The organism is Kribbella sp. NPDC051770, assembly GCF_040681455.1.
GTDB lineage: Bacteria > Actinomycetota > Actinomycetes > Propionibacteriales > Kribbellaceae > Kribbella.
On sequence record NZ_JBFAYT010000005.1, the window covers coordinates 492,309 to 515,675 of the forward strand.

The 23,367-nt window shown below is 70.5% G+C and carries 28 protein-coding genes and 1 pseudogene; 13 read left to right on the top strand and 16 right to left on the bottom strand.

The features are described from left to right. Positions 1-194 precede the first annotated feature (194 nt). On the top strand, positions 195-518 hold the full coding sequence (locus tag AB0M01_RS19995; protein ID WP_363671465.1) for a hypothetical protein: 324 nt from the start codon (positions 195-197) through the stop codon (positions 516-518). 91 nt (positions 519-609) lie between these two features. On the opposite strand, the gene folE is transcribed toward AB0M01_RS19995, so the two are convergent. Next, a complete protein-coding gene (folE, locus tag AB0M01_RS20000) occupies positions 610-1,242 on the bottom strand; it encodes a GTP cyclohydrolase I FolE (RefSeq protein WP_363671467.1) in 633 nt (210 codons plus the stop codon). A 72-nt stretch (positions 1,243-1,314) separates the two neighbouring features. Here folE and AB0M01_RS20005 point away from each other — a divergent pair, with 72 nt between their 5' ends. The 3 genes from AB0M01_RS20005 (at position 1,315) to AB0M01_RS20015 (ending at position 2,825) form a co-directional block, all read left to right on the top strand. Further along, positions 1,315-1,965 (top strand): helix-turn-helix domain-containing protein, encoded by a 651-nt coding sequence (locus AB0M01_RS20005; RefSeq protein WP_363671469.1) that lies wholly within the window; start codon positions 1,315-1,317, stop codon positions 1,963-1,965. Positions 1,966-2,071: 106 nt separating this feature from the next. After that, positions 2,072-2,560 (top strand): Cys-tRNA(Pro) deacylase, encoded by a 489-nt coding sequence (gene ybaK, locus AB0M01_RS20010; RefSeq protein ID WP_363671471.1) that lies wholly within the window; start codon positions 2,072-2,074, stop codon positions 2,558-2,560. 13 nt (positions 2,561-2,573) lie between these two features. After that, positions 2,574-2,825, top strand: a complete 252-nt coding sequence (locus tag AB0M01_RS20015; protein ID WP_363671473.1) for a hypothetical protein — start codon at positions 2,574-2,576, stop codon at positions 2,823-2,825. A gap of 105 nt (positions 2,826-2,930) precedes the next feature. Here AB0M01_RS20015 and AB0M01_RS20020 read toward each other — a convergent pair whose 3' ends face one another. From AB0M01_RS20020 to AB0M01_RS20030, 3 genes are read right to left on the bottom strand one after another with little or no spacing between them, the layout of a single operon-like run. Next, a complete protein-coding gene (locus AB0M01_RS20020; RefSeq protein ID WP_363671475.1) occupies positions 2,931-3,749 on the bottom strand; it encodes an ATP-binding cassette domain-containing protein in 819 nt (272 codons plus the stop codon). Then, entirely contained in the window at positions 3,746-4,729 is a 984-nt protein-coding gene (locus tag AB0M01_RS20025; RefSeq protein ID WP_363671477.1) for an ABC transporter permease, read from the bottom strand. The genes AB0M01_RS20020 and AB0M01_RS20025 overlap by 4 nt, the downstream gene beginning before the upstream one ends. Position 4,730: 1 nt before the next feature. Continuing rightward, on the bottom strand, positions 4,731-5,738 hold the full coding sequence (locus AB0M01_RS20030; protein WP_363671479.1) for a substrate-binding domain-containing protein: 1,008 nt from the start codon (positions 5,736-5,738) through the stop codon (positions 4,731-4,733). 121 nt (positions 5,739-5,859) lie between these two features. On the opposite strand from AB0M01_RS20030, the gene AB0M01_RS20035 reads away from it, so the two are divergent. Further along, positions 5,860-6,870: a LacI family DNA-binding transcriptional regulator gene (locus AB0M01_RS20035; protein WP_363671481.1), complete on the top strand. Its 1,011-nt coding sequence runs from the start codon at positions 5,860-5,862 to the stop codon at positions 6,868-6,870. On the opposite strand, the gene AB0M01_RS20040 is transcribed toward AB0M01_RS20035, so the two are convergent. The 3 genes from AB0M01_RS20040 to AB0M01_RS20050 all read right to left on the bottom strand — a co-directional run bounded on the left by AB0M01_RS20040 (position 6,867) and on the right by AB0M01_RS20050 (position 10,474). Next, a complete protein-coding gene (locus AB0M01_RS20040; RefSeq protein WP_363671483.1) occupies positions 6,867-8,942 on the bottom strand; it encodes a phosphocholine-specific phospholipase C in 2,076 nt (691 codons plus the stop codon). The two genes, AB0M01_RS20035 and AB0M01_RS20040, sit on opposite strands and share 4 nt — an antisense overlap. A gap of 74 nt (positions 8,943-9,016) precedes the next feature. Then, the gene (locus tag AB0M01_RS20045; RefSeq protein ID WP_363671485.1) at positions 9,017-9,502 is read right to left on the bottom strand and encodes a cupin domain-containing protein; all 486 of its coding nucleotides are present in this window, start codon (positions 9,500-9,502) and stop codon (positions 9,017-9,019) included. Positions 9,503-9,778: 276 nt separating this feature from the next. Then, a complete protein-coding gene (locus tag AB0M01_RS20050; RefSeq protein WP_363671487.1) occupies positions 9,779-10,474 on the bottom strand; it encodes a hypothetical protein in 696 nt (231 codons plus the stop codon). Here AB0M01_RS20050 and AB0M01_RS20055 point away from each other — a divergent pair. Beyond that, positions 10,379-10,588, top strand: a pseudogene (locus AB0M01_RS20055) (helix-turn-helix transcriptional regulator); the annotation flags it as partial. The gene AB0M01_RS20050 and the pseudogene AB0M01_RS20055 overlap by 96 nt on opposite strands. A gap of 27 nt (positions 10,589-10,615) precedes the next feature. On the opposite strand, the gene AB0M01_RS20060 reads toward AB0M01_RS20055, so the two are convergent. Together AB0M01_RS20060 and AB0M01_RS20065 are read right to left on the bottom strand one after the other, a co-directional pair. Next, positions 10,616-11,335: a hypothetical protein gene (locus AB0M01_RS20060; RefSeq protein ID WP_363671489.1), complete on the bottom strand. Its 720-nt coding sequence runs from the start codon at positions 11,333-11,335 to the stop codon at positions 10,616-10,618. Positions 11,336-11,464: 129 nt separating this feature from the next. Next, entirely contained in the window at positions 11,465-12,574 is a 1,110-nt protein-coding gene (locus tag AB0M01_RS20065; protein WP_363671491.1) for a 3-deoxy-7-phosphoheptulonate synthase, read from the bottom strand. Positions 12,575-12,884: 310 nt separating this feature from the next. Between AB0M01_RS20065 and AB0M01_RS20070 the strand changes: the two genes are divergently transcribed. The 5 genes from AB0M01_RS20070 (at position 12,885) to crcB (ending at position 15,440) form a co-directional block, all read left to right on the top strand. Continuing rightward, positions 12,885-13,406, top strand: a complete 522-nt coding sequence (locus AB0M01_RS20070) for a GNAT family N-acetyltransferase (RefSeq protein ID WP_363671493.1) — start codon at positions 12,885-12,887, stop codon at positions 13,404-13,406. A gap of 151 nt (positions 13,407-13,557) precedes the next feature. Then, on the top strand, positions 13,558-14,127 hold the full coding sequence (locus tag AB0M01_RS20075; protein ID WP_363671598.1) for a hypothetical protein: 570 nt from the start codon (positions 13,558-13,560) through the stop codon (positions 14,125-14,127). A 49-nt stretch (positions 14,128-14,176) separates the two neighbouring features. Next, positions 14,177-14,716 (top strand): histidine phosphatase family protein, encoded by a 540-nt coding sequence (locus AB0M01_RS20080; RefSeq protein ID WP_363671495.1) that lies wholly within the window; start codon positions 14,177-14,179, stop codon positions 14,714-14,716. Then, positions 14,713-15,090 carry a CrcB family protein gene (locus AB0M01_RS20085; RefSeq protein ID WP_363671497.1) on the top strand — a complete coding sequence of 126 codons (378 nt, stop codon included), beginning with the start codon at positions 14,713-14,715 and terminating at the stop codon, positions 15,088-15,090. The genes AB0M01_RS20080 and AB0M01_RS20085 overlap by 4 nt, the downstream gene beginning before the upstream one ends. Next, entirely contained in the window at positions 15,087-15,440 is a 354-nt protein-coding gene (gene crcB, locus AB0M01_RS20090) for a fluoride efflux transporter CrcB (RefSeq protein ID WP_363671499.1), read from the top strand. The genes AB0M01_RS20085 and crcB overlap by 4 nt, the downstream gene beginning before the upstream one ends. Here the strand turns inward: crcB and AB0M01_RS20095 are convergent. Beyond that, the gene (locus AB0M01_RS20095) at positions 15,437-16,396 is read right to left on the bottom strand and encodes a MerR family transcriptional regulator (protein WP_363671501.1); all 960 of its coding nucleotides are present in this window, start codon (positions 16,394-16,396) and stop codon (positions 15,437-15,439) included. The genes crcB and AB0M01_RS20095 overlap by 4 nt on opposite strands. A 198-nt stretch (positions 16,397-16,594) precedes the next feature. Here AB0M01_RS20095 and AB0M01_RS20100 point away from each other — a divergent pair, with 198 nt between their 5' ends. Continuing rightward, entirely contained in the window at positions 16,595-16,855 is a 261-nt protein-coding gene (locus AB0M01_RS20100) for a WhiB family transcriptional regulator (protein ID WP_344168677.1), read from the top strand. A 664-nt stretch (positions 16,856-17,519) separates the two neighbouring features. Here the strand turns inward: AB0M01_RS20100 and AB0M01_RS20105 are convergent. The 6 genes from AB0M01_RS20105 to AB0M01_RS20130 form a co-directional block, all read right to left on the bottom strand. Next, positions 17,520-17,936 (bottom strand): PLD nuclease N-terminal domain-containing protein, encoded by a 417-nt coding sequence (locus AB0M01_RS20105; RefSeq protein ID WP_363671503.1) that lies wholly within the window; start codon positions 17,934-17,936, stop codon positions 17,520-17,522. A 48-nt stretch (positions 17,937-17,984) separates the two neighbouring features. After that, positions 17,985-18,875 carry a sulfite exporter TauE/SafE family protein gene (locus AB0M01_RS20110; RefSeq protein ID WP_363671504.1) on the bottom strand — a complete coding sequence of 297 codons (891 nt, stop codon included), beginning with the start codon at positions 18,873-18,875 and terminating at the stop codon, positions 17,985-17,987. A 55-nt stretch (positions 18,876-18,930) separates the two neighbouring features. Further along, positions 18,931-19,017: a putative leader peptide gene (locus tag AB0M01_RS20115; protein WP_363671599.1), complete on the bottom strand. Its 87-nt coding sequence runs from the start codon at positions 19,015-19,017 to the stop codon at positions 18,931-18,933. Positions 19,018-19,097: 80 nt separating this feature from the next. Then, positions 19,098-19,979 carry an ABC transporter permease gene (locus tag AB0M01_RS20120; RefSeq protein WP_363671506.1) on the bottom strand — a complete coding sequence of 294 codons (882 nt, stop codon included), beginning with the start codon at positions 19,977-19,979 and terminating at the stop codon, positions 19,098-19,100. Continuing rightward, positions 19,969-20,754: an ABC transporter ATP-binding protein gene (locus tag AB0M01_RS20125; RefSeq protein ID WP_363671508.1), complete on the bottom strand. Its 786-nt coding sequence runs from the start codon at positions 20,752-20,754 to the stop codon at positions 19,969-19,971. The genes AB0M01_RS20120 and AB0M01_RS20125 overlap by 11 nt, the downstream gene beginning before the upstream one ends. Before the next feature lie 23 nt (positions 20,755-20,777). Then, positions 20,778-21,842 carry an ABC transporter substrate-binding protein gene (locus AB0M01_RS20130; protein ID WP_363671510.1) on the bottom strand — a complete coding sequence of 355 codons (1,065 nt, stop codon included), beginning with the start codon at positions 21,840-21,842 and terminating at the stop codon, positions 20,778-20,780. Between the two features lie 253 nt (positions 21,843-22,095). Between AB0M01_RS20130 and AB0M01_RS20135 the strand changes: the two genes are divergently transcribed. Next, positions 22,096-23,358: an FAD-dependent oxidoreductase gene (locus tag AB0M01_RS20135; protein WP_363671512.1), complete on the top strand. Its 1,263-nt coding sequence runs from the start codon at positions 22,096-22,098 to the stop codon at positions 23,356-23,358. Positions 23,359-23,367 lie beyond the last annotated feature (9 nt).

Here is a 23,367-nt window from a genome sequence, read left to right on the forward strand (position 1 = left end):
AGGCTCTGGCGCGTCCGGCCGGTTTGGTCCTAGCTTGTTGCAAGAAGATGAGTCGCTACGGACCGTCCTTCCCCGCTGACTGTTAGTACAGGTCCCCGGTTTGTGGCGAGCACCCACTTATGCCGACCCGGGGAAAGGACCATGGCACCAGCACCTGTACGCCGCCCGGCCACCGCGACCGCAGAGGTCCGCCGGTGAAGCCCCAGACCTTCGAACTCGTCCGTTTCACCGACGTCAGTGGCGTCTCCGGCACCGGGGTGGTGGCCGAGGGCTGCGTGTTCACCGACGGCTCGGTCGCCCTGCGCTGGCACGGCGCGAACCCGTCCACCGCCGTCTGGCCGGACCTCGACTCGATCCTCGCCGTGCACGGCCACTGCGGCGCCACGGTCGTGCGCTGGCTCGACGTCTCCGAGATGGAGACCGTCCCCGGCACCGACCTGCTCCCCGGCGAGGTCACCCACATCCTGGCCACCGGCCGCCTCACCCACCACCCGCCACCGGCGGTGGCAACGGCTTAACTCAGCACCCATACCAGCGGCGGCGACGGGCGCGCCTCTCCGGCAACTACTTCAAGTAGTTGCCACCGAGGCACTGGCCTGTCCGGACGGACTAGCCGGCGATCCCCGTCAGCGCGAAGAACTCCTGCCGCGACGCCGGGTTCTCCCGCAGCGTGCCGTGCACGGCCGACGTGACCGTCTTCGACCCCGTCGCGCGCACCCCACGCAGCGACATGCACTGGTGCTCGGCCTCGATCACCACCCCCACGCCCTTCGGCGCCAGGTGGTCCTGCAGCCAGTCGGCGACCTGCTTGGTCAGCCGCTCCTGCACCTGCAGGTCGCGCGCGAACAGCTCCACCACGCGGGCCAGCTTCGACAGCCCGAGGATCCGCTCCCCCGGCAGGTACCCGACGTGCGCCACGCCCTGGAACGGCAGCATGTGGTGCTCGCACAGCGACTGCACCGGGATGTCCCGGGCCAGCACCAGCTCGTCGTACCCCTCGTCGTTCGGGAACGTCGTCAGGTCGAACTCGCGCGGCGTCAGCATCTCGGCGTACGCGCTCGCCACCCGGCGCGGGGTGTCCTGCAGGTGCGCGCCGTGCGGGTCCCGCCCGAGCGCCTTCAGCAGGTCCGCGACCGCGCGCTCGGCGGCCGGCAGGTCGATCTCCGGGCGGCCGCCCACGACGTGCAGCTTCGTCGGCACCACCGTGGCCGGCTCGGCGAGCTCGGTCTGGATCGTCGTCATACGCCCCTCCTGATGGATCGAAGGCGATCAGTTTACTGTTTTGTCAACCAGAGTTGGAGATAGAATCATCCCGTGGACCGACAGGCCAACCTGCAAGCCGTCGCCGCCCTCGACGAACCGACCCGGCGGCGTCTCTACGAGTACGTCGCCGCGGCCGCCGCGCCGATCAGCCGCGACGACGCGGCCGGCGCCCTCGCGCTGCCGCGCAACACCGCTGCCTTCCACCTGGACCGGCTCGCCACCGAGGGCCTGCTGACGGTCGTCTACGAGCGCCGTACCGGCCGCACCGGACCGGGCGCCGGGCGGCCCGCGAAGCTCTACAAGCGCTCGGAGAACGAGATCCAGATCTCACTGCCCGAACGCCAGTACGCCGTCGCCGGGCACCTGCTGGCCGGCGCGATCACCGACGCCGAGGAATCCGGCAGTACGCCGCGCGAGGCGCTCGGCCGGCGCGCGCACGCCTTCGGCTCGGCCGCCCCCGGTGCCACGATCGCCGAGGCGCTGGCCGGACAGGGCTTCGAGCCGCACGTGGACGGTCCGGTGATCGCGCTGTCGAACTGCCCGTTCCGCGCGCTGGCGCGAGAGCACGGGTCGCTGGTCTGCACGATGACGCTTCACCTGGTCGAGGGCATCGCGGCGGCCCACCCGGAGGCCGCGGTGTCGGCCGAGCTCCATCCCGCGCCCGACCACTGCTGCGTCCGGCTGGTCCCGCGGTCAGCCTGAGGCCCCGCGCTGCTCCTACCCTGGCGCGGTCGGCTGCGGCCTTCGCCGCTTCCCTCGGCCGGTCAGCCTGAGGCTCGTTCTCCACTGTTTCCCTTAGGCTCGGAGGGTGGCGAAGACGAAACCCTCCGCAGGCACCCCCGCGACCGTCGCGCTGACCAAGGCCGGGTTGCCGTTCACCACGCACGCCTACGAGCACGACCCGGCCGCGAAGTCGTACGGCCTGGAGGCCGCCGAGGCGCTCGGGCTCGATCCCGAACAGGTCTTCAAGACGCTGCTCGTCGAGGTCGACGGCAAGCTCGCGGTCGGCGTCGTACCGGTCGACAAGCAGCTCGACCTGAAGGCCGTCGCCGCCGCCCTCGACGGCAAGAAGGCGGTGATGGCCGACCCGGCCGCCGCCGAGCGCACCACCGGGTACGTCGTCGGCGGCATCAGCCCGGTCGGCCAGAAGCGCGCGCTGCCGACGGTGGTCGACGCCTCCGCCACCACGCATCCCACGGTCTACGTCTCCGGCGGCCGCCGCGGCCTCGACATCGGCCTGTCGCCGGCCGACCTGATCACCGTCACCGCCGCCCGGACCGCGCCGATCGCCCGCTGACCAGGAGCCTCGCATGGACGAACCGAACATCGAGACCACCCCGTCCCTGCGCGGCTACCTCGAGCTGTACGCCGCCGGCTTCGTCGACCGCGAGGAGATGCTGTCCGCCGTCGCCTCCTGGCCCTTCGTCGACGAACAGACCGACCCCGAACCAGCAGACCAGGACAACACCCTCGCCGTCGTCTCCGCCGCCCGCATCCTCGGCCAACTCACCCGGGAAGACATCGAAGAAATCCAGCGCAGACTGGAGGGCCCAGCCACCTGAGCCCTCCAGCTGGGACAAACTCCCGCGCCGGGCTGAAGAGAGGGGGACGCCGGTGGTGTGGATCAGGCAAGGGCATACCCCTCGTTCTTCCCGGCCGGTGCGGCCTCAGCCACTGGCGGCCGGGTCGGCCGCATGCGTGCCCGCCTCAGGGGGCGCGTCCGGGTCTCCTGGGCGGAGGGCGCCAGTCATGAGCGAGACGACCTGACTCATCGTCGCCTGATCCGGCCGAACCACCGCGACCCGGCGCCCCAAGCGATGAACATGAATACGGTCGGCGAGCTCGAAGACCTGGGGCATGTCGTGGCTGATCAGCACCACCGGCAACCCCCGGTCCCGGATCCTCCGAATGAGATCGAGAACCAAACCAGACTCCTTCACCCCAAGCGCGGCCGTCGGTTCGTCCATGATCACCATCCGGCTCCCGAACATCGCCGCCCGAGCGACCGCGACAGCCTGCCGCTGACCACCCGACAGCGTCTCGACGATCTGCCCGATGTGCTGCACCGTCTCGATGCCGAGGGCATCGAGCTGTTCCTGGGCCTGGCGGCGCATCGTCGCCTTGTCGAGCAGCCTGAACAAACGGCCGACAGGCCCAGCCCGACGCAGTTCGCGCCCCAGGAACAGATTGGAAGCGATGTCCATCGCCGGCGCCAGCGCCAGCGTCTGGTGGACGGTCTCTATCCCCGCCGGCCGGGCGTCCAGCGGCGAGTGGAACCGCGTCTCCTCCCCGTCGAGCAGAATCGTCCCTTCATCAGGAACCAGCGCCCCGGACAGCGCCTTGATCAAGCTCGACTTCCCGGCGCCGTTGTCGCCGACGACCGCCAGCACCTCTCCGGCGTACAGGTCGAAGTCGGCGCCGTCGAGCGCCGTCACCCGCCCGTAGCGCTTGACCAGCCCACGAGCCTGCAGCGCCGGCGTGCTCATCGCGACCTCCGTCGAGCCAACTGATCGAAGGCAACAGCCGCAATCACCAGTACGCCGGTCGCCACATCCTGGTACAAGCTGTCGATCCCGGCCTGCGTCAACCCGCTCCGCAGCACGGCCACGATCAGCGCCCCGACCACCGTCCCCAGCACACTCCCCCGCCCACCGAACAGACTCGTCCCACCGATCACCACCGCCGTGATGCTGTCCAGGTTCCCGGTCTGGAAAGCATTCGGATCGGCGTTCGGAATCCGCCCGAGTGCCTGCCAAGCGGCGAACGCATAGATCACCCCAGCGATCAGATAGACGCTGAACCGCGTCCGCCCGACATGGATCCCGGTCAGCCGGGCCGCCTCAGGGTCGTTGCCCAGGGCATACACATGCTGTCCCCACGCCGTCTTGGTCAACGCGTACCAGACGACCAGGAACATCACCACGGCCAGCGTCATCCCGTGCGTCACCCGGATCTGCCCGAACAGGTACCCGCCGTCCCCGAGCACCCCGAGCACCGGGTCCGTCACTGGCCAGGAGTTCCCCTGCGAGTACAGCCGCCCGACCGCCAGTACGACGGTGAGCATGCCCAGCGTCACGATGAACGGTGGCAGGTTCAGCCACGTCACCAACCCACCCGACACCCCACCGAGCACCGCGCAGACCAAGAACCCGATGACCAGCGCGAGCACCGGGCTGCTCCCCTCAGTCACCAGCCGGGCGAACAGCATCGTGCCGAGCACCATGATCGCCGCGTTGGCGAGGTCGATCCCGCTGGTCAGCACGATCAGCGTCTGCCCGAGCGCGAGCGTCGCGACCACCAGCGACTGCTGGACGACGAGCGAGAGGTTGTCGACCGACAGGAACGTGCTGGTCGTCACCGAGAAGACGACGATCGCGACGACCAGCGCGCCGAGCGGACCGAGCGCGGGGTTGTGCAGGAACGCTTCAGCCGTGCGGTTGCGGCTGACGGTTGCCGGCGTACTCATCTCATCCCCAGCAATTCTGGGCGCCCCACGCGGTGTCCTTGCTGTCCAGGCCCGGCAGCGGCTTGTCGGTGATCAGCTGCGCGCCGGTGTCCTGGAACCCGCTCGGTTTCGTCCCGTCCTTGCTGAAGGCAACGACCGCGTCGACGCCCTGCTCGGCCATCTTCTTCGGGAACTGCATCACCGTCGCCAGGTACTTGCCGGCCTTCACGTCGGCGACGCCCTGGCACCCGCCGTCGATCGACCCGACGGCGACCTTCCCGGCCAGCCCCTTCGCGGTCAGTGCCGCGACGGCACCACGCGCGGCCGGCTCGTTCAGCGTGTAGACGGCGTTCACCGACGCGTCGCGCTGGAGCAGGTTCTCCATCGCGGCCTGCGCCTTGTTCTGGTCGCCGTTGGTCGGCGCGGCGCCGAGGATCTCCGGCGCGCCGTCCTTCAGGCCCATCCCCTGCAGGAACCCGCGGTGCCGCTGCTCGTCGACGGTGCCGCCCGGCGTACCGTCCATCAGCAGCAGCTTCGGCGCGGTCTGGCCCAGCGTCGCCTTGATGTACTTGCCCTGCAGCTCCCCGGCGGTGACGTTGTTCGTCGCGTACGTCGCGTCGACGGCCTCCTTCGGGTCGGTCTCGGTGTCGAGCGCGATCACCAGGACGCCCTTCTCCTTGGCCTGCTTCAGCGCGCCGAGGATGCCGGTCGAGTTGCTGGGCGTGATCAGGATGCCCTTGACGCCCTGCTGGACCAGGTTCTCGATCGCGGCGACCTGGCCCTCGTTGTCGCCGTCGAACTTGCCGGCCACCGCGATCACCTCGGCGTCCTTGGTCGCGGCGTGCGCCTTGGCCGACTCGCGCAGCTTCACGAAGTACGGGTTGGTGTCGGTCTTGGTGACCAGGCCGATCTTGACCGGGCCGGAGCTCTCGGCTCCGGAATCGCTGCCGGACTTGGTCGCCGTACAGGCGGTGGTGGCGAGCAGGGCGGTGGCGGCGAGTACGGCCAGCGGCGTGCTGGAGCGGGACATCGGCCCTCCAGGGGATCGGAACGGGCGGGTTTGAACCGCGAAGCTAGACCTGTCCGCGCACTGGTCGCAGGCTTTGCGCAAAGGCTTGCGCAAAGCACGCTGAGCGACGACGATTCGACCGATGGTCACGATGACCGAGGTCGCGCAGGCCGCCGGAGTGTCGGTCAGCACGGTCTCGCACGTCGTCAACGGGACCCGCCTGGTCGCACCGAAGACCCGCGAGCGGGTGGTCCGCGCGATGCGCGTGCTCGGCTACGAGCACCACCCGATCGCCCGCTCGCTGGCCGCCGGCTCGAACCGGACCATCGGCCTGGCGCTGACCGCCGCCTCCAACCCGTACTGGGTGGAGCTGATCCAGGGCATCGACGGCGAGGCCACCCGGGCCGGGCTGAACCTGATCATCGTCGACACCCGCGACGACGCCCGGCACGAGTCGGTAGCGATCGCGAACCTGCTCGCCCACCACGTCGAGGGCCTGGTGATCGCACCCGCGGACGGCTGGCGCGACCTGACCCTCCCGCTGCTCCGCGACCGACCGGTCCCGTACGTCGTGGTCGACCGGATCGACCCCGAGCTCCGCGTCGACCAGGTCGGCGTCGAGAACGAGGCGTCGACCGCGGCGATCGTCGACCACCTGATCTCGCGCGGCCACCGCCGGATCGGCCTGGTCGCGGGCATCCCCGGGCTGTCGACCAGCGCCGAACGCCTGCGCGGCTACCACCTCGCCCACCAGCGCGCGGGCCTGGCCGTCGACCCGGCGCTGATCGTCGACGGCGCGTCCACCAGCGACGGCGGCCGCAAGGGCACCTTCGCGCTGCTCGACCTCCCCGATCCCCCGACGGCGGTGTTTGCGGCGAACAACAACATGACGATCGGCACCTTGGCCGCGCTGAAGGCCGCCGGCATCAAGGTCCCGCGCGACCTCGCCGTCGCCGCGTTCGACGACTTCGCGTGGGCCGATCTCTTCAGCCCGGGGCTGACCACCGTCGCCCAGCCGTCCACCGCGATCGGCGCCCGCGCCGTCCAGCTGCTGCTGCGGCGCATGCACGACCCCGACGCACCGCCGCAGACCGTGCGACTCCCGGCGGAGATCATCCACCGGGAGTCGTGCGGCTGTCCGGCCAAGCCCTAGCCGGTGACGCTCGGCTTGCCGGTCTCGACGTGGCCGGTGAAGCGACGGCGGTACGTCGTGTCCTCGGCAGTGGTGAGCTCCACGTCGTACCAGCCCTTGTCGGTGGGCCAGGTGAGCGAGCGGGTCTGCTTGCCGCGGACGTCCTGGCTGATCGTGCGGCTGCCGTAGCCGAGCGACTTGAGCTTGACCGTCAGCGGTTTGGTGCCGTGGTTCTCCAGCTCGACCTGAACGTTGCCGTTGGCAAATGAGAGCCGGACGTCGAGACCGGCCGCGAGGCCGCCGGTGGTGCCGGCCAGCTCGGCCCAGAACCGGTTCGGGCCCTGGACGGCGATCTCGAACGGGCCGTCGACCTCGATCGGGAGCGCCTTGGTGGTGCGGACGTCGAGGTGCTGCGGCGCGTCCAGCTCACCGGCGTACGGGTAGATCGCGAAGTGCACCGGCGCGTCCCCGTCGTTGTTCAGCCGCAGCTTCAGGATGCCGCCGGCAACCATCCCGGAGACCGAGGGCTGGTACGGGAGCGCCCGCGCCGGACGCTGCCCCGGCTCCTGGAGCGACAGCGCCTGGTCGACGGGCGGCTTCGGCTTCCAGCGCGCGATCGGCGCCGGTACGGCGCCCGGCTTGTCGACCGACGGTTGCCGGTAGCCCCGATCGAAGTCGAACGCCGAGGTCAGGTCTCCGCACGCCGTACGCCGCCAGCTGCTGATGTTCGGCTCCCTGACCCCGGTCCAGGTCTCCAGGAAGCGCAGCACCGAGGTGTGGTCGAAGACCTGCGAGTTCACGTGCCCACCGACCGTCCACGGCGACACCACCGTCATCGGCACCCGCGGTCCGAGCCCGATCGGGCGGCCGGCGAACCAGTCGTCGTCGTCGCCGGACTCCGGCCGCGGCGCGACCGGCGGCGGCACGTGGTCGAAGTACCCGTCGTTCTCGTCGAAGTTGATCAGCAGCACGGTCCTCGACCAGACCTCCGGGTCCTCGGCGATCGCGTCGAGGACGTCGTAGACCAGGTTCGCGCTGCCGGCCGGCGTCGACGAACCCGGGTGCTCGGAGTCGACCGCCGACGGGACCAGCCAGCTCACCTTCGGCAGCGTCCCGGCCTTGATGTCGGCGCGCAGCCGCGGGACGAGCGACTCCGGCTCGGAGCGGAACATCGCCTGCCGGAAGAGCTTCTGCTCCTTCTTCGGCAGCAGCTTCACCGCGGCGTCGAGCTGCTGCAGCGCGGTCGCCCGCTCGGCCGGGGTCTTGGCGAAGAGCTTGTCGTAGAACTCCTCGGTGGTCCGGTAGCCGCCCGGCACGGAGGCCAGGATGCGGCGGCCGATCTCCTTGAAGGTCTGGAAGTACTCGACCGCGTTGTCGGTGAAGTTGTCCCACTCCTGGTAGATCTGCCAGGAGACGCCGGCCTTCTCCAGCCGTTCCGGGTACGCCGTCCAGTCGTAGCCCGGGTGCGCGTAGTCGTACGCCGCGTTGGTGACCGCGCGGTTCGCCGTACCGGGCTCGTAGCCGGTGGTGCCGGACCACAGGTAGTTGCGGTTCGGGTTGGTGGAGCCGTTCACCGAGCAGTGGTAGGCGTCGCAGATCGTGAAGGTCTCGGCGAGCTCGTACTGCAGCGGGATGTCGCGGCGCTCGTAGTGCGTCATCGTGGCGGCCGTCTTGGCCGCGACCCAGTCGTCGTTCCAGCCGTTGCCCCAGGCCTGGGTGGCGTCGCCGAAGCCGTGCGCGAGCGCCCCCAGGTACTGGATGTCGCTCGCGGCACGGCCCTCGGCGGCGGCCGCCTCCCGGACCGAGAACGGCAGCACCTCGCCGCCGCCCGCGACCGGCTGGTGGAACACCGACTTGCCGTTGCGCAGCCGCAGCGGCCGGCGGTCGCCGTACCCGCGAACACCGCGGAGCGTGCCGTAGTAGTGGTCGAAGGAGCGGTTCTCCTGCATCAGCACGATCACGTGCTCGACGGCGTTCAGGCCGCCCTTGCGCAACGGCTGCGCCATCGCGGTGTGCAGGGACGGCGGCAGCAGCGACAGGGCTGCTCCACCAGCGGCGGACCCCAGGACGAAACGGCGGGAGATCTCAGGCATGGCTGCATGGTCGGGACGTCCCCGTCCCGGAGAGTGAACGGTTCAGCACCGGGTGGTGAAGTTCACCCGTCGGCTCAGGGGGTCAGGTGACCGTAGCGGGCCCCCGCCTCGAGCACCTCGGGCGTCCACCGCTCCGGCCCCCACGGCGGCACCGGTACGCCGGGTTCGGGCTCGTCGCCAGTGGCCACCCACAGCCCTTCGGGGCCGGCCGCGGTGTACAGGAACAGCATCTTGGCCTCGTGGAGCCCGCCGTTGTGGAAGCGGTGCACGGTGTTGGCTGGGATGTGGACGACGTCACCGCGACCCGCCGTGAACGTGTCGTCACCGTTGAGGAACTCCAGCTCGCCGTCGAGCAGGTAGAACGTCTCGGCCGACCCCGGGTGGTAGTGCGGGACCGGACCACCACCGGGCGGTACCGAGGCTTCGACGATCCCCAGCAGTCCGTTGGTCTGCGGGCCGCTGAGCAGCACCTCGTACAAGTCGCCGGCGAACCACCGCTGGACGCCGGTGCCGGCCGGCACGTGCAGCCCGGCGGGATTGGTGTTGTAAGGCAGTGACATGGTTCCACGCATTTCTCGTCCGGAGGAGATGTGCCTCCGACGCTAGGGCCGCCCGAGTACGGCGGTCTTGGATCCCGTTGCCAGTCCGGCCGGTACGTGCGTGCCTGACAGGTTTTCGCCGTGGTGACGGGCTTGCGGCGTACGGCGGGTGATACTCGACCTGTGGGGGCTTCTGTGCGGCAGGTCGAGCTGGACCTGGCGGTCTCGCTTCGATCCGGCGACCCGGTCGACGTCCTGGAACGCGGCTGGGCCGCGCAGTCCGCGGGCGTCATCCCGCTACCGCCCGTCGAGCTGACCCGCGCGGCCGCCGACTACCGGGTCCGGATCAAGCACACCGAGGTCGCGGACGCGGTGATCGAGGACGTGTACAGCGAAACCATCACCGGCTTCACCGGCGGGCACTTCCGGCACCACGAGGAACTGATCGTCGTGCACCTGCCGGCGACCGGCGGCTGGACGTTCGGCGGCCGCGGCAATACCTTCAGCCTGGCCCCCGGCGACCTGTGCGTCCGCTCCAACGACCGCCCCTGGCGCTTCGGGATCGCCCCCGGCACCAGGTCCGACGTGCTCACGCTCCCTGCCGACGAGTTCCGCTCGCTCGGCGACCGCGCGTTCGTCGGCCCCCGCAACTCCCCCGAGGCGCGCCTGCTCACGTCGTACATGGCGCTGGTGACCGAGAGCGCCGACGACTTCAGCGACACCGGCCTCCGGCACGCCCGCCATGCCCTGGCCGAGCTGCTCAAGGGAGTCCTTGCCCAGCGCAACATTGTCGCCGACGAGCCCGCGTTCCTCCCCGCGCTCGCCGACGCCGCGCGGCGGCTGGCCGAGTCCCGCCTGCTGGATCCCGACCTGTCGTCCACCTTCCTGGCCCGGCTGCTGAACGTCTCCGTCCGCACCCTCTACCGGGCGTTCGCCGACGGCGACGAGTCCGTGATGGGCTACGTCCGCCGCCGGCGCCTCGAGCACGCCCACGACGAGCTGGTCGCCGGCGCCAGCACGGTCTCGGAACTGGCCGCCCGCTGGCACTTCACCGACGGCAGCCACTTCACCCGCGTCTTCAAGACCCGGTACGGCGTGGCGCCGTCGGAGTACCTCCGGCGGCGCCTGCCGAGATCAGCCGATCCGGACGGCGGTGACCTGACCCTCGACGGTGATCTGACCGCCGCCGAACGCGCTGCGGTCCTCGTTGTACCCGAAGCCGTAGACGTTCAGCGTCGTCGGGCCGTCGACCGTCACCGTGGCGGTGCTCGATCCGGTGAGCTCGACGAAACCGGCCTTCGAGACCGGGCTGCCCATGATGGTGCCGGCGTCCTTGTCGGCGCCGTACCGGACGACCAGGCTCGGGTAGGTGTCGGTGGTCGGTGTCTCGTACCCCGTCGACCCGGCGTCCTTGCGGTCGAACTTGGCCTGCGTGTTGACCAGGTAGGTGCCGGCGCCCGGCAGCTTCAGCTCGCCGACCGTGGTCTTGTTCGCCGCGAACGAGCCGCCGATCTTCTCGATCGCCTTCGGCGCGAGCGTCACGGCGGTGCCCTTGCCGTTGGCCAGCTGGTTCTTCAGGTTCGCGTCCAGCCCGATCTCGTGCACCGACCCGTTGTAGACCGTGGTGAACCACTCGACCATGCCCGGGCCGAGGTTGTCGCCGTACACGCTGCCCTTGCCGAGGTGCCAGTTGGTCACCGCGCCCTTGGCGTTCGGGATCGCTCCACCGGCGTCACGCGACGCCGCCGGCGGCTGCGGCTCCGCCGCGTCCGCGGACGACATCAGCAGCACGCCGCCACCCCCAGCCAGCCCCAGTGCCGCGATGCCTGCCACTGCCCTCTTGGTGATCCGCACGATGTTTCCCCTCCGAATGGTGCCGGCATCGTTGCCGACACACGCTCGATGCGGAGAACCCGGGAGAAGTTGCGCGGATCACCGTTCCGGCCCGCCGCGGCGCCTGCGACGAGCCGCGGCGAACGCCGGTCAGCCGGCCTGGCGCCTCGCCAGTACGGCGTCGCGCAGACCCTCGAGCACCTGCTCGGTGGTGTCCCAGCCCAGGCACGCGTCGGTGATCGACTGGCCGTAGGTCAGCTCCGCGCCCGGCTCCAGGTTCTGCCGGCCCTCGACCAGGAACGACTCCAGCATCACGCCGACGACCGCCTTGTTGCCCGCGGCCACCTGCGCGCCGATCTCGGCCGCGACCTGCGGCTGGCGGCGGTGGTCCTTGCGGGAGTTCCCGTGGCTGGCGTCGATCACGACGCGCTCCGGCAGGCCCGCCGTACGGAGCAGTTCCTGCGCGCCGGCGACCGACTCGGCGTCGTAGTTCGGGCCGGCGTCGGAGCCGCGCAACACCAGGTGGCAGTCCGGGTTGCCGCGGGTGTGCAGGATCGCGGGCGTGCCGTCGTGCGCGATACCGGTGAAGACGTGCGGCACGGCGGCCGCCTTGATCGCGTCGACGGCGGTCGCGATGCTGCCGTCGGGGCGGTTCTTCATCCCGATCGGCATCGACAGGCCCGACGACAGCTGCCGGTGCACCTGCGACTCGACCGTGCGGGCGCCGATCGCGCCCCAGCCGACGGTGTCGGCGATGTACTGCGGCGTGATCGGGTCGAGGAACTCGCAACCGACCGGCAGCCCCTGCGCGAGCACCTCGAGCAGCAGCTTGCGGGCGATCCGGAGCCCGGAGTTCACGTCGCCGGAGCCGTCCAGGCCCGGGTCGTTGATCAGGCCCTTCCAGCCGAGCGTGGAGCGCGGCTTCTCGAAGTACACCCGCATCACCACCAGCAGGCCGTCGGAGAGCCGCTCGGCGACCGGGCGCAGGCGCTCGGCGTACTCGAGCGCGGCGTCGGCGTCGTGCACCGAGCACGGGCCGACGACGACCAGCAGCCGGTCGTCGGTGCCGTTCAGGACGTCGGCGACGGCGTCCCGGCCCTCGACGACGCGCTTGGCCAGGTCGTCGGTCAGCGGCAGCTCGGCGTGCAGCGCCTGCGGCGTCACCAGCGGGACCGTCTTCTCGATCCGGCGATCGACGACCGGGGACGGACCTGCCTGCTGCCGGTCCTGCTGTTCGTGCTGCGGAGGGAGGGTGTTCATCACGGGGAGACCTTTCCGCCGGCGACCGAACCCGAAGCCAGTGCCGGCTGACATGAGAAAAGGCAAGGACGGATGTCCTTGCCTCGTGCCGGCTCTGGGGTGTTGCGTCGGGGCGTCAGCGATCGGCTGAGTCACCCGGCACCAGGGCCGGCCACTCAAAAAACCGCCAATAGCAACGCTTCACGTGACAGAGGGTAGCACCCCACGCCGGAGTGGCCGGAGCGCGCTCTCCGCCCGCCTGCTCGCCCGCCCCACCGCTACGGCTGGAACCCCGTGGCCTCGGCGCTCGTCCGCGTGGTTTTCTCCTCGCATGACCGTCCGACTCGCCCTCCCCGGCGACCTCCCCACGCTCCAGTCGATCGAGACCGCCGCGGGCGTCCTCTTCCGCGAGATCGGCATGACCGACATCGCCGACCACGCACCGCCACCGCTGCACATTCTGCGCGCCTACCAGCGCGCCGGGCGCGCCTGGACCGCCGTCGATCCCGTCGGCGAGCCGGTCGGCTTCGTCCTCGCGAAGCTCGTCGACGGTGCCGCGCACGTCGAGCAGATCAGCGTGCATCCGACGCACCAGCGCCAGGGCCACGGCCGCGCGTTGATGGACGCCGTCGATCAGTTCGCGCGCGATCAACAGCTCCCGGCTCTCACCCTGAGCACCTTCCGCGACGTCGCCTGGAACGCGCCGTACTACGCCCGTCTGGGCTTCCGCGAGCTCGGCGAGGACGAGCTGACACCGGGCCTGCTGGCGATCCGCGCCGAGGAGAGCGCGCTCGGGCTGAAACCCGCCGAGCGTGTGTTCATGCGGCGTGAGACGGATGCGGCCACGAGCTGAGATCAGGCTTCCCCGGCAGTAACCACGACGGGAGGTAAGTCGTTGAGGGTCGCAACAACATGTCGAGGCGTCTAAGGGGTCGAAGTACGGTGGCGAGTCCGCTCGGTGATCTGGTTCGGCAGGGTGGGTACCGGCGCGGAGCGGGCTGGTGATGCCGCGGACGTTCGAGCTGGTCCGGCACCGCGACCTCAGCGGCGTCAGCGGGACCGGTGTGGTCGCCGAAGGCTGCGTCTTCACCGACGGCTCGGTGGCGTTGCGGTGGCGAGGCAACAACCCGGCGACCGCGGTCTGGCCGGACCTCGACTCGGTCCTCGCCGTGCACGGTCACCACGGCGCGACGGAGGTCCACTGGCTGGAGGGCTGGACGGAGCCCGCCACGCCGGAGCTCAACACCAGGCCACCTCTCGGCGAACGCGGCGCGCGACCGGTCGAGGAACTCCACACCCCGGCCCCGCGGCTCAGCGAGCGCGGGACGCGGCCGCTGGAGGACTTCCACAACCCGGTCCCCAGGGTCGGCGCGGATGCTCTCGACGACTTCCGTGGGCCCGAGACCAGCTCACTCCCCCGCCTCGCCGGGTTGGACTACCCGACAGCAGACGAGGACGAGCGATCCGCGCTCGACGAGCTGTTCGGCGTCCAGCACGCCGTACGGCCGCCCAGCGCACCCGCCGAGCCCGGTGGGCACGCACGCGGCTGGTCGGGCGCGCGGCATCTGCGGTGAGGGCACGCCGTACGCGACGAGAAGCTGCCGAGTCAGGTAGAACAGGCTCGTGATCCAGATCTACCTGGTGCGCCACGGGGCACCGGACTACTCACCGATGGACGGCCACGGCTGGCCCGGTACGGCGGCCGACTCGGCGCCGCTCAGCGCCGAGGGCATCAAGCAGGCCGAGGCGCTCGCTGACCTGCTCAGCGGGATCGGGGCGACGTACCTCGTCAGTTCGCCGTACACGCGGGCCTTGCAGAGCGCGGCGATCATCGGGCACCGGCTGGCGCTCGGCGTGAAGGTCGACTACGACCTGCGCGACTGGCTGCCGAACAGCACCGGCACCTGGCGCGGCGTCGCCGACGTCCGCGCTGCCCAGGCCGAGCTCGACGAGTACGGCGGCGAGTGGCCCGACGGCATCCCGCGCCCGTGGGAGCCGCTGTCCGCCCTCCGCACCCGAGCCCTCGCGGCGCTCGCCCGCCACACCGCGAGCACCGACGGCCCGGTCCTCGCGATCACCCACAGCATGATGATCCGCGCGCTGACCGGCACCGCGGACGTCGCCCACGGAGCCCACGAGTACTACCGGTACGAGGCCGAGTGAACAAAGATCTACCGCTTGTCCAAGTACTCGCGGTCATCGCCGCCGGCGGTGTCGTCGGCTCGCTCGCCCGCTACGGGCTCGCCGAGGCCTGGCCGCACCAACCAGGCGGCTTCCCCTGGGCAACGTTCGTCACGAACGTCCTCGGCTGCTTCCTGATCGGCGTACTGCTCGCCCGGATCACCCCGCGAACGCATCCACTCCTGCGCCCCTTCCTCGGCACCGGCATCCTCGGCGGCTTCACCACCTTCTCGACCTTCGCCGTCGACACCGACCGTCTGCTCCCCGACCACGCGGTCGTTGCCCTGGTCTACTTCTTCGGCACCCTCGCCGCCGCACTCGTCGCGGTCTGGGCCGGCGACCGGGTGGCGCGATGAACCTCCTCCTCGTCGCCCTCGGCGCCGCCGTCGGCGCACCACTGCGCTTCCTCGTCGACCGCCACGTCGTCGCCCGCATCCTGCACGGCGCCAAGCCGTTCCCGTGGGGCACGCTGACCGTCAACGTGCTCGGCAGCTTCGTGCTCGGCCTGATGACCGGCGTCACCGGCCACACCGCGACGCTCCTGATCGGCGTCGGCTTCTGCGGCGCGTTCACGACGTACAGCACGTTCGCCGCCGAGACGCTCCAGCTCGCACGGGGCGGTCAGCGGACGGCCGCAGCCCTCAACGCGGCACTGAACCTCGGCCTCGGTCTCGCCGCGGCGATCCTCGGCGCGACGATCGTCTAGCCGGGCCGGACCGCGGTCACCAGCGCGTTCACCGCGTCCGCGAGCGAGTTCACCCAACCCGACGGCTTCCCGACCGCCTGCCAGCCCGGTCCACCCACCACCAGCGAGTACGACGGCCGCGTGCGCGCCAGCGTCCGCAGCGCCGTGAGATCGGCCGTCTCCGGCGTGCTCGCCCAGACGAACACCGCGGCCGGCCTGATCCGGCGTACGGCGTCGGACAGCGACGCGACCGGAGTCGCCGCCCCGAGCGTCCGCACCTTGACCCGCCGCTCGGCGAGCGCCGCCGCGACGGCCAGCAGCGGCAGCGCGTGGTCCTCTCGCTCGAGACAGGCCAGGACGACGGGACGCTCCTCCTCGTCGGGCCGGTTCCGCTCGACCGCGCGACGCGTGTGGTACCGCAGCCCGCCCGCGACCGCGTCGGACGCCAGGTGCTCGACCTCGACGCAGGCGCCGGTCCGCTCCCACTGGTCGCCGACCTCGACCAGCAGCGGCATCAGCCGACTCGTCCAGGCCTCGACCGCGCCCGACCGGTCGAGGCTGCGGGCAACTTCGTGGGTCAGCCGCTCGGAGTCCATCGCGTTCGCCAGCGAGAACAGGTCCGCCGGGGGTTTGGCCGGCTCGCGCCGGGCCCTCGGCGGCGGCTGGAATGTTGCCGTGGCAGCCTTCTGCGGGCCTGCGGCAACCGACGTGGCGGAAGTCACAGCCGGTGACGGGACCGGGTAGGTCCGGTCCCGGACCTCGGCGGCCGCCTCGGCCGTCGGGACCCCCTGGTCGACCAGCCGGAGCATCGCGCGCAGACGCGCGAGGTCCTCCGCGTCGTACCGGCGGTGACCGCCTGTACTGCGGGCGCTCGGGCTCAGCCCGTACCGCCGTTCCCAGCTGCGCAGCGTCGGCGCCGCGATCCCCAGACGGCGCGCCGCGGCCCCGACGGTGAGGGTCTCGGAGGCGGGTCGCACGGCGCTCATCATGCCTGTTTCAGGTCGCGATCCGGGGGAAATCGCCAAGGGCCGATAACGAATCGACCGAAGTTCGAGACGACAAGGGTTGAACTACGCATGAGTTGAGCATAGTTTTCACCGAGCGCCCGTCCGCGCTCACGGTGAGTCAAGGAGGTTGCCATGTCGAGAGGGATGCCTCGCCTACCCCGCCCGCTCATGGATCTGTGGGACTGGCAGTCGCAAGCCGCTTGCCGCGACGTCAACCCGGAGCTGTTCTTCTCCCCCGAATCGGAGCGTGGCGTCCGCAAACGCGCGCGCGAGATGGTGGCGAAGTCACTCTGCGGAACCTGCCCGGTCCAGCCCGAGTGCCGCCAGCACGCACTGTCCGTCGGAGAACCGTACGGCGTGTGGGGCGGCACCACGGAGTCCGAGCGGGACAACAACGTCGTCCTCGCCGAGCACAGGAAGTCCGCCTAAGGCCCCCGGGTGAGCACCACCCCGTGTCTTCCGGGCTGATTCGCGCCCGGACCCAACCCCGGCAGTCCGTTTCGCCGGAGGTTGCCCTTCAAACTCCAGCACCGGCCTCCCTTGGGCGCGCGCTCTGTGTTGTTGCGCGCCCAAGGGAGCGGCCGGCGGAAGCGAAACCCCAGCCTGCCAAGGGCTTTGAGCCCTCCACTCTGGTGCGTTCGCTCCCGCTCCAGCTGTCCCGGTTGCTGCCCACGTACTCGGTTCAGTACGCCGTACTGGTGTTCGACCGACAGGGTGCCCCGCTGAGCCCGGCGACCATGCGGCCGAACAGACCGCAAGGGCTGAGATCGCTGCGGCCGACAAAAGGCGAGGGAGTCACGGGCCTTGGCAGAGGTGGGCTGTGCTTGCCCGGCTGCTGCTGGCTGCGCCCAGCAGCTGCTGCGGGCTGCACCTGCCGGTTGCTTCGGCTGCACCTGCCGACTGCCGCGGTCTGCTCCTACCAGCTGCTGCGGGCTCCACCTACCGGTTGCGCGGGCTTCGCCTGCCGGTTGCTGCGGCCCGCACCTGCCGACGTAGAACCCGGCTCTGTATATCCCCGCCTTCCGGCCGGCGGGGCCTCAGCCAGAGCGCGCCCTCTCGGCCGCATCAAAGGCGGCCTCGAGGGGCACGTCTGCTAGTTCTTGCCGTCGTCGGATTCTGTGGGGGCTTGTTTGCCGGGGTCCTTCGACGGCTTCTTCTTCGGCGGGTCTTTGGGGGTTTTGTCCTCCGGCTCAGGGTCAGCCGGAGGTGGTGGCGCGGAGCCGCCCATGCGGGGGTCTCGGTAGCGTTCCAAGGTCGCAAGGAAGTCTGGGTCGTCGTCCGGCGCCACCGGGCGGGAAGCCGACGGCGCCCGCCGGGTAGGCGGCTCGGGGCGGCGGGCGTTCCTGGACAGGAGTAGCCAGACGATCGGGCCCGCGAACGGGACGAAGACGATCAGGACGAGCCACACCAGTTTGGGCAGGTAGGGGACGTCCTCGGTACGCGTCTGGATGCAGGAGAACAGCGCGTAGACGGTCAGGGCCAGGCTGATCAGGAACGGCAGATATCGCACGTCTCCACAGTACGGCGCGATTCCCAGCAAGCGAGAGCGGCGGCGCGGCTAGCTGGTTACGGTTTCCAGCTCCTTCTCCTCAGGAGCAGCAGCTCGCGCCCGTCGGAGGCCGTAGGTGACGACGCCCGCCCACAGCACCACCAATACGCCGTACGCCGTGAACCGCCCCGCCGTCCCGACCTCCAGCCCCTTCATGAGCGTCCGAGCGTTGGTCAGGATCAGCACCAGCCCGACCCCCACCCCCAGCCACCGCGTCGCCAGCCGCGACACGAGCCAGGCCGCGAACGGCGCCGCGATCACGCCGCCGACCAGCAGCGCCGCGACGATCCCGTACGGGATGTTCTCGCCGCCCAGCCCGAACAGGAAGCCCAGGCTCGCCGCGACCGAGACGATGAACTCCGCGGCGTTGACCGACCCGACCGTCTTGCGCGGCGCCAGCTTCCCGCTGCCGAGCAGCGCCGAGGTCGCGACCGGGCCCCAGCCTCCGCCGCCGGTCGCGTCGACGAAGCCGGCGATCAGGCCGAGCGGGCCGAGGAACTTGCCGCCGACGCGGCCTTCGATGACGACCCGGATCTTGCCCATCGCGAACCGGGCCAGGATGTAGACGCCGAGCAGGATCAGCAGCGCCGCGACCCACAGCGACGCCGACTCGGTGGACAGGCTCGACAGGAACGTCGCTCCGGCGAACGCCCCGGCACCACCGGGGACGCCGATCAGCGCGACGACGCGCCAGTCGACGTTCCCGAACCGCCAGTGCGACAGCCCGGAGGCGAGCGTCGTCCCGACTTCACTGAGGTGTACGGCGGCCGAGGCGACCGCGGGGGTGATGCCGGTGATCAGGAGGGCCGTGGTGGCGGTGACGCCGTAGGCCATTCCGAGGGTGCCGTCGACGAGTTGGGCGACGGATCCGAGCAGGGCGATGAGGATGAGACGACGCACGGAACTGCTCCTTCGGGCGGAGGAGAGGACGAGGGGGTGGAGAGTGCGCCGAAGGTCAACAGCAGGCGGAGTTCACGCGGAGCAGGTCGACGTGCCGGCGACGCGTGAGGGCGTCTCCGGGCGCGTTCGCGATCGTCTGCATGCGATCCAGGAAAGCAGACAAAGTCAGCCAAGATGCCTGGATTTCAGCATCCGGACAGCTGTTTCAGCAGCTGAATCGGTTCATCTCCTCCCCTGGGTCAGGCCGCGGGCCCGCAGCACCGAGTTCTCCAGCGGCCGGAAGACCGCGAGCTCGATCCCGACGCCGACCACGAAGATCAGCAGGATCCCGGCGAACACCATCGAGATGTCGGACAGCGACATCGCGTTGTGCAGGTACTGCCCGAGCCCTTCGCCGAGATCGGGCGAGGTCGCGATCAGCTCGGCGGCCATCAGCGACCGCCACGAGAACGCCCAGCCCTGCTTGAGCCCGCCGAGGAATCCGGGCAGCGCCGCGGGCAGCAGGATGTAGCGGATCCCGCCCCAGCGCCCGGCGCCGAGCGCCTTGCCGACCCGCGGCAGGATCGGTGGCACCTGGTCGAGCCCGGAGACGAGGCCGTTCGCGATCGACGGGACGGCGCCGAGCAGGACGACCCAGTAGATCGCCCGGTCGTTCAGCCCGAACCAGAGGATCGCCGCCGGCACCCAGGCCACCGAAGGCAGGCTCTGCAGGCCGGAGACCAGCGGGCCGACCCCACGCCGTACGACGGTGATGTTGGCGATCGCCAACCCGAGCGGTACGGCGATCAGCAGCGAGATCGCGAACCCGATCACCGCCCGGTGCACCGACGTCCAGAACAGCCCGAGGATGTCGCCGGAGGTGACCAGCTGCCAGATCTGCGCCCCGACGTCGGCCGGCGCGGGCAGCTTGAACTCGGGCCAGAACGCCGCGGCCCAGAGCACCTGCCAGATCAGCACGAACACGGCGATCGCGCCGATCGGCGGCAGCACCCGGACGACGATCCGCCGCGCGATCGTCTCCCGCGAGGTGTCGACGGGAGTGTCGAGGGCGTCCAGCCCCGCCTCGACCGATCCCGCCCGGACCTGCGTCAGCTCAGGCGGCATGGCTGCTGATCACCTTCCGCAGCGCGGCGTTGACCTCGTCGACCGCCCGCGCCTCGTCGGCAATCCCGTCCACGTCCCACTCCTGCACAACCCGCCCGGGCCGCGACGACAACAACACCACCCGCTGCCCCAACCGCACAGCCTCCCGTACGTCGTGCGTCACGAACAGGATCGCCGTCCCGGTGGCCCGCCAGATCCGCAGCAACTCCCCCTGCAACACATCCCGCGTGATCGCATCCAGCGCCGAGAACGGCTCGTCCATCAGCAACAACGAAGGCTTCCCGGCCCCGGCGCCGGTGTGATCAGTCGTAGAAGCCAAAGCCCGAGCAAGCGCAACCCGCTGTCGCATCCCACCCGACAGCTCGTGCGGCCGCTTGTCCCCGACCCCACCCAGCCGAACCAGCTCGAGCAGCTCAGCAGCAGTGGCCCGCCGCGCAGCCTTACCAACGCCGGCCATCCGCAACGGCAGCTCGACATTCCCCGCGGCCGTCAGCCAAGGCATCAACGCAGCCTCCTGGAACACCACCGCCGGCCGCGAAGAGTTCAGCTCGATCCGCCCACTGGTCGGCTGGTCCAGCCCAGCGACAAGGTTGAGCAACGTCGTCTTGCCGCACCCCGACGCACCCAGCAGACAAACGAACTCCCCCGGCGCCACCGAGAGATCGACCTGGTCGAGCGCGACCACAGCCTTTCCCCCGGACCCGAAGCTCTTGCCGACCCCGTGGAACTGCACAGGAGCCACCGCCACCCGCCTGGTCTCGATCGTTGCAGTCATCGTGCTTCCCCCCTCGGAAACGGTTACTTGGCGTCGAGCCCGGCGGCGTCGACGGCCGGCTGCCCAGCCTTCTCCAGCACCTCGTTGAGCGGCCCGAGGTCGGCGAACCCGGCGACACTCGGCGCTTCCTTCGCGATCGCGGCCGTGACCTGGTCCTTGGCGAGCTGCGGGAACTGCGCCGCGACCGGGTCAGCGGTGATCGTGATGTTGTCGAAGGCCCGGTCGATCACGGCCGGCTTCAGCGCCTTGCCGGTCAGCTCGAGCAGCTGGTCGTTGACGACCTTCTTCGCGGCGGCCTCGTCCTTCGTACTGAAGTCGATCGCCGCGACCAGTCCGGTGAGCAGCGCCTTCACGGTCTGCGGGTGCTCCTGCAGGAACTGGGTCCGGACGATCAGCACGGTGGTCGGGAACTTCCCGTCGGGCCACAGCGAGGCCTCGTCGAGCAGCACCTTCGCGCCGGCGTCGAGCACCAGCCGCGACGACCAGGGCTCAGGCAGCCAGGCCGCGTCGACGTCGCCCTTCTTGAACGCGTCCAGCGTCTGCGCGTTCTCCAGGTTGGTGACCTTGACCTTGCCGGTCAGGTTCTTCTCGGCCAGCCACTTCTTCAGCGACACGTCCTGGGTGTTGCCCAGCTGCGGCGTGACGACGGTCTTGCCGACCAGGTCCTCGGGCTTGGTGATGGCCGGCTTCACGACCAGCTGCGCACCGCCCGAGGTCGCACCGGCGATCAGCCGTACGGCGGACCCGCTGGACTTGGCGTAGGCGTTGATCGCCGGGCCGGAGCCGATGAACGACGCGTCCAGCGAGCCGCCGAGCAACGCGCCGACCGCCTCCGGGCCGGCGTTGAACTTGGTCGGCACCAGTTTGGTGCTGCCGAGCTCCTTGCCGAACAGGTTCTGGTCCAGGCCGACCAGCGCGGCGGCGTGCGTGACGTTCGGGAAGTACCCGAGCCGCAGCTCGGCGGCCGGGCCCTTGTCGGTGGCGGCGACCGGCTGCTCTCCCCCGTCGGCGCGGGAGCAGCCGGCCACGACGGCCAGCACAGCGACGGCGGCAGCCGTGAAGTGGGTACGGCGGAAGTTGTTCCTCACAGTGGTGACCTTCAGGTGCGGGCGACTCGGGGCGGAATCGCGATCTGTCGTTCGGACCTAGCTCGGGGGGCACCGGGAGGCCTGCGGTCCGACCATGAAAGCAAAGAAAACCGATCAATTGGGTATTCTTTCAGTATTTGAGACGACCCGCTCATCATGTGGCGAGACCCATCTGGGCACCGGGCAGTTTCGAAGACCTTCCGCGAGCAGCGCTGAAGTTGTTCAAAACTTATGCACCCGGAAGGCTCGAACCATGAACGGTCAACCCGAGACAGTGGCGGTCGTCGGATCCGGCGTCGCCGGGCTGACCGCGGCGTACCTGCTGGGCCGGACGGGTCGGGTCACCCTCTTCGAGGCGGACGTCCGGCCCGGCGGCCACGCGCACACCCACGACGTCACCGACTCGGCCGGCGCCCGGCACCGGGTCGACACCGGCTTCATCGTGCACAACGAGCGCACCTACCCGTACCTGCTCAAACTCTTCGCCGAGCTCGGCATCCGCACCCGGCCGACCGAGATGAGCATGAGCGTGCACTGCGACGGCTGTGGTCTCGAGTACGCCGGCGGCCGCGGCGCCGCGTCGATCGTCAGCCAGCCGCGCCGCCTCGCCGACCCGCGCTTCGTCCGGATGCTCGCCGAGGTCCCCCGCTTCCACCGTGAAGCGCGCGCGGTCCTGAACAGCGGCGACGACACCCTCACCTGGGCCGGGTTCCTGCAGCAGAAGCGCTTCTCGCCGTACTTCGTCCGGCACTTCGCCGTCCCGCTGGTCGCCTGCGTCTGGTCCTCGGGCACCGCCGATGCCGGCCGCTACCCCGCGCGCTACCTGTTCCGCTTCCTCGACCACCACGGCATGCTCACCGTCGGCGGCTCCCCCACCTGGCGCACGGTCGAGGGCGGTTCCGGCACGTACGTCGACCAGGTGGTCGCCCGCATCGGCGACGTGCGCACCAACACTCCCGTCCGCTCGGTCCTGCGCCACGACGACGGCGTCGAGGTGATCACCCAGGACGCGACGCACGAGTTCGACCGCGTCGTCCTGGCCACCCACGCCGACACGACGCTCGACCTGCTCGGCGACGCGACGCCGGAGGAGAAGGCGCTGCTCGGCGCGTTCCGCTACTCGGTGAACCCGACCTGGCTGCACACCGACACCTCCGTCCTCCCCGCCGTACGCCGGGCCCGGTCGTCCTGGAACTACCGGATGCGCGACTGCCACACCGACCAGCCGCAGGTCCTCGTCAGCTACTGGATGAACCGCCTGCAGGGCCTGGACTCCGCCGACGAGCACCTGGTCACCCTCAACCCCGACGGCTGGGTCGACCCGGGCAAGGTGACCAGCCGGATGACGTACGCGCACCCGGTCTTCACCCCGGAGTCCGTGGCCGCGGGCGCGAAGCTGAAGGACGCCGGCGGGCCGCGGCTCGCGTTCGCGGGCGCACACCTGGGCTGGGGGTTCCACGAGGACGGCTGCCGCTCCGGCGTCGAGGCGGCCGCTCGGCTGGGGGTCGAGTGGTAGCGCTTCCCC

Excerpts from the sequence above, each read along its gene's own strand:
- folE (WP_363671467.1), bottom strand. The coding sequence starts at position 1,242 with ATGACGACGATCCAGACCGAGCTCGCCGAGCCGGCCACGGTGGTGCCG.
- AB0M01_RS20015 (WP_363671473.1), top strand. The coding sequence starts at position 2,574 with ATGGACGAACCGAACATCGAGACCACCCCGTCCCTGCGCGGCTACCTC.
- AB0M01_RS20020 (WP_363671475.1), bottom strand. The coding sequence starts at position 3,749 with ATGAGCACGCCGGCGCTGCAGGCTCGTGGGCTGGTCAAGCGCTACGGG.
- AB0M01_RS20025 (WP_363671477.1), bottom strand. The coding sequence starts at position 4,729 with ATGAGTACGCCGGCAACCGTCAGCCGCAACCGCACGGCTGAAGCGTTC.
- AB0M01_RS20030 (WP_363671479.1), bottom strand. The coding sequence starts at position 5,738 with ATGTCCCGCTCCAGCACGCCGCTGGCCGTACTCGCCGCCACCGCCCTG.
- AB0M01_RS20035 (WP_363671481.1), top strand. The coding sequence starts at position 5,860 with ATGGTCACGATGACCGAGGTCGCGCAGGCCGCCGGAGTGTCGGTCAGC.
- AB0M01_RS20040 (WP_363671483.1), bottom strand. The coding sequence starts at position 8,942 with ATGCCTGAGATCTCCCGCCGTTTCGTCCTGGGGTCCGCCGCTGGTGGA.
- AB0M01_RS20045 (WP_363671485.1), bottom strand. The coding sequence starts at position 9,502 with ATGTCACTGCCTTACAACACCAATCCCGCCGGGCTGCACGTGCCGGCC.
- AB0M01_RS20065 (WP_363671491.1), bottom strand. The coding sequence starts at position 12,574 with ATGAACACCCTCCCTCCGCAGCACGAACAGCAGGACCGGCAGCAGGCA.
- AB0M01_RS20070 (WP_363671493.1), top strand. The coding sequence starts at position 12,885 with ATGACCGTCCGACTCGCCCTCCCCGGCGACCTCCCCACGCTCCAGTCG.
- AB0M01_RS20075 (WP_363671598.1), top strand. The coding sequence starts at position 13,558 with ATGCCGCGGACGTTCGAGCTGGTCCGGCACCGCGACCTCAGCGGCGTC.
- crcB (WP_363671499.1), top strand. The coding sequence starts at position 15,087 with ATGAACCTCCTCCTCGTCGCCCTCGGCGCCGCCGTCGGCGCACCACTG.
- AB0M01_RS20100 (WP_344168677.1), top strand. The coding sequence starts at position 16,595 with ATGGATCTGTGGGACTGGCAGTCGCAAGCCGCTTGCCGCGACGTCAAC.
- AB0M01_RS20115 (WP_363671599.1), bottom strand. The coding sequence starts at position 19,017 with ATGCAGACGATCGCGAACGCGCCCGGAGACGCCCTCACGCGTCGCCGG.
- AB0M01_RS20120 (WP_363671506.1), bottom strand. The coding sequence starts at position 19,979 with ATGCCGCCTGAGCTGACGCAGGTCCGGGCGGGATCGGTCGAGGCGGGG.
- AB0M01_RS20125 (WP_363671508.1), bottom strand. The coding sequence starts at position 20,754 with ATGACTGCAACGATCGAGACCAGGCGGGTGGCGGTGGCTCCTGTGCAG.
- AB0M01_RS20135 (WP_363671512.1), top strand. The coding sequence starts at position 22,096 with ATGAACGGTCAACCCGAGACAGTGGCGGTCGTCGGATCCGGCGTCGCC.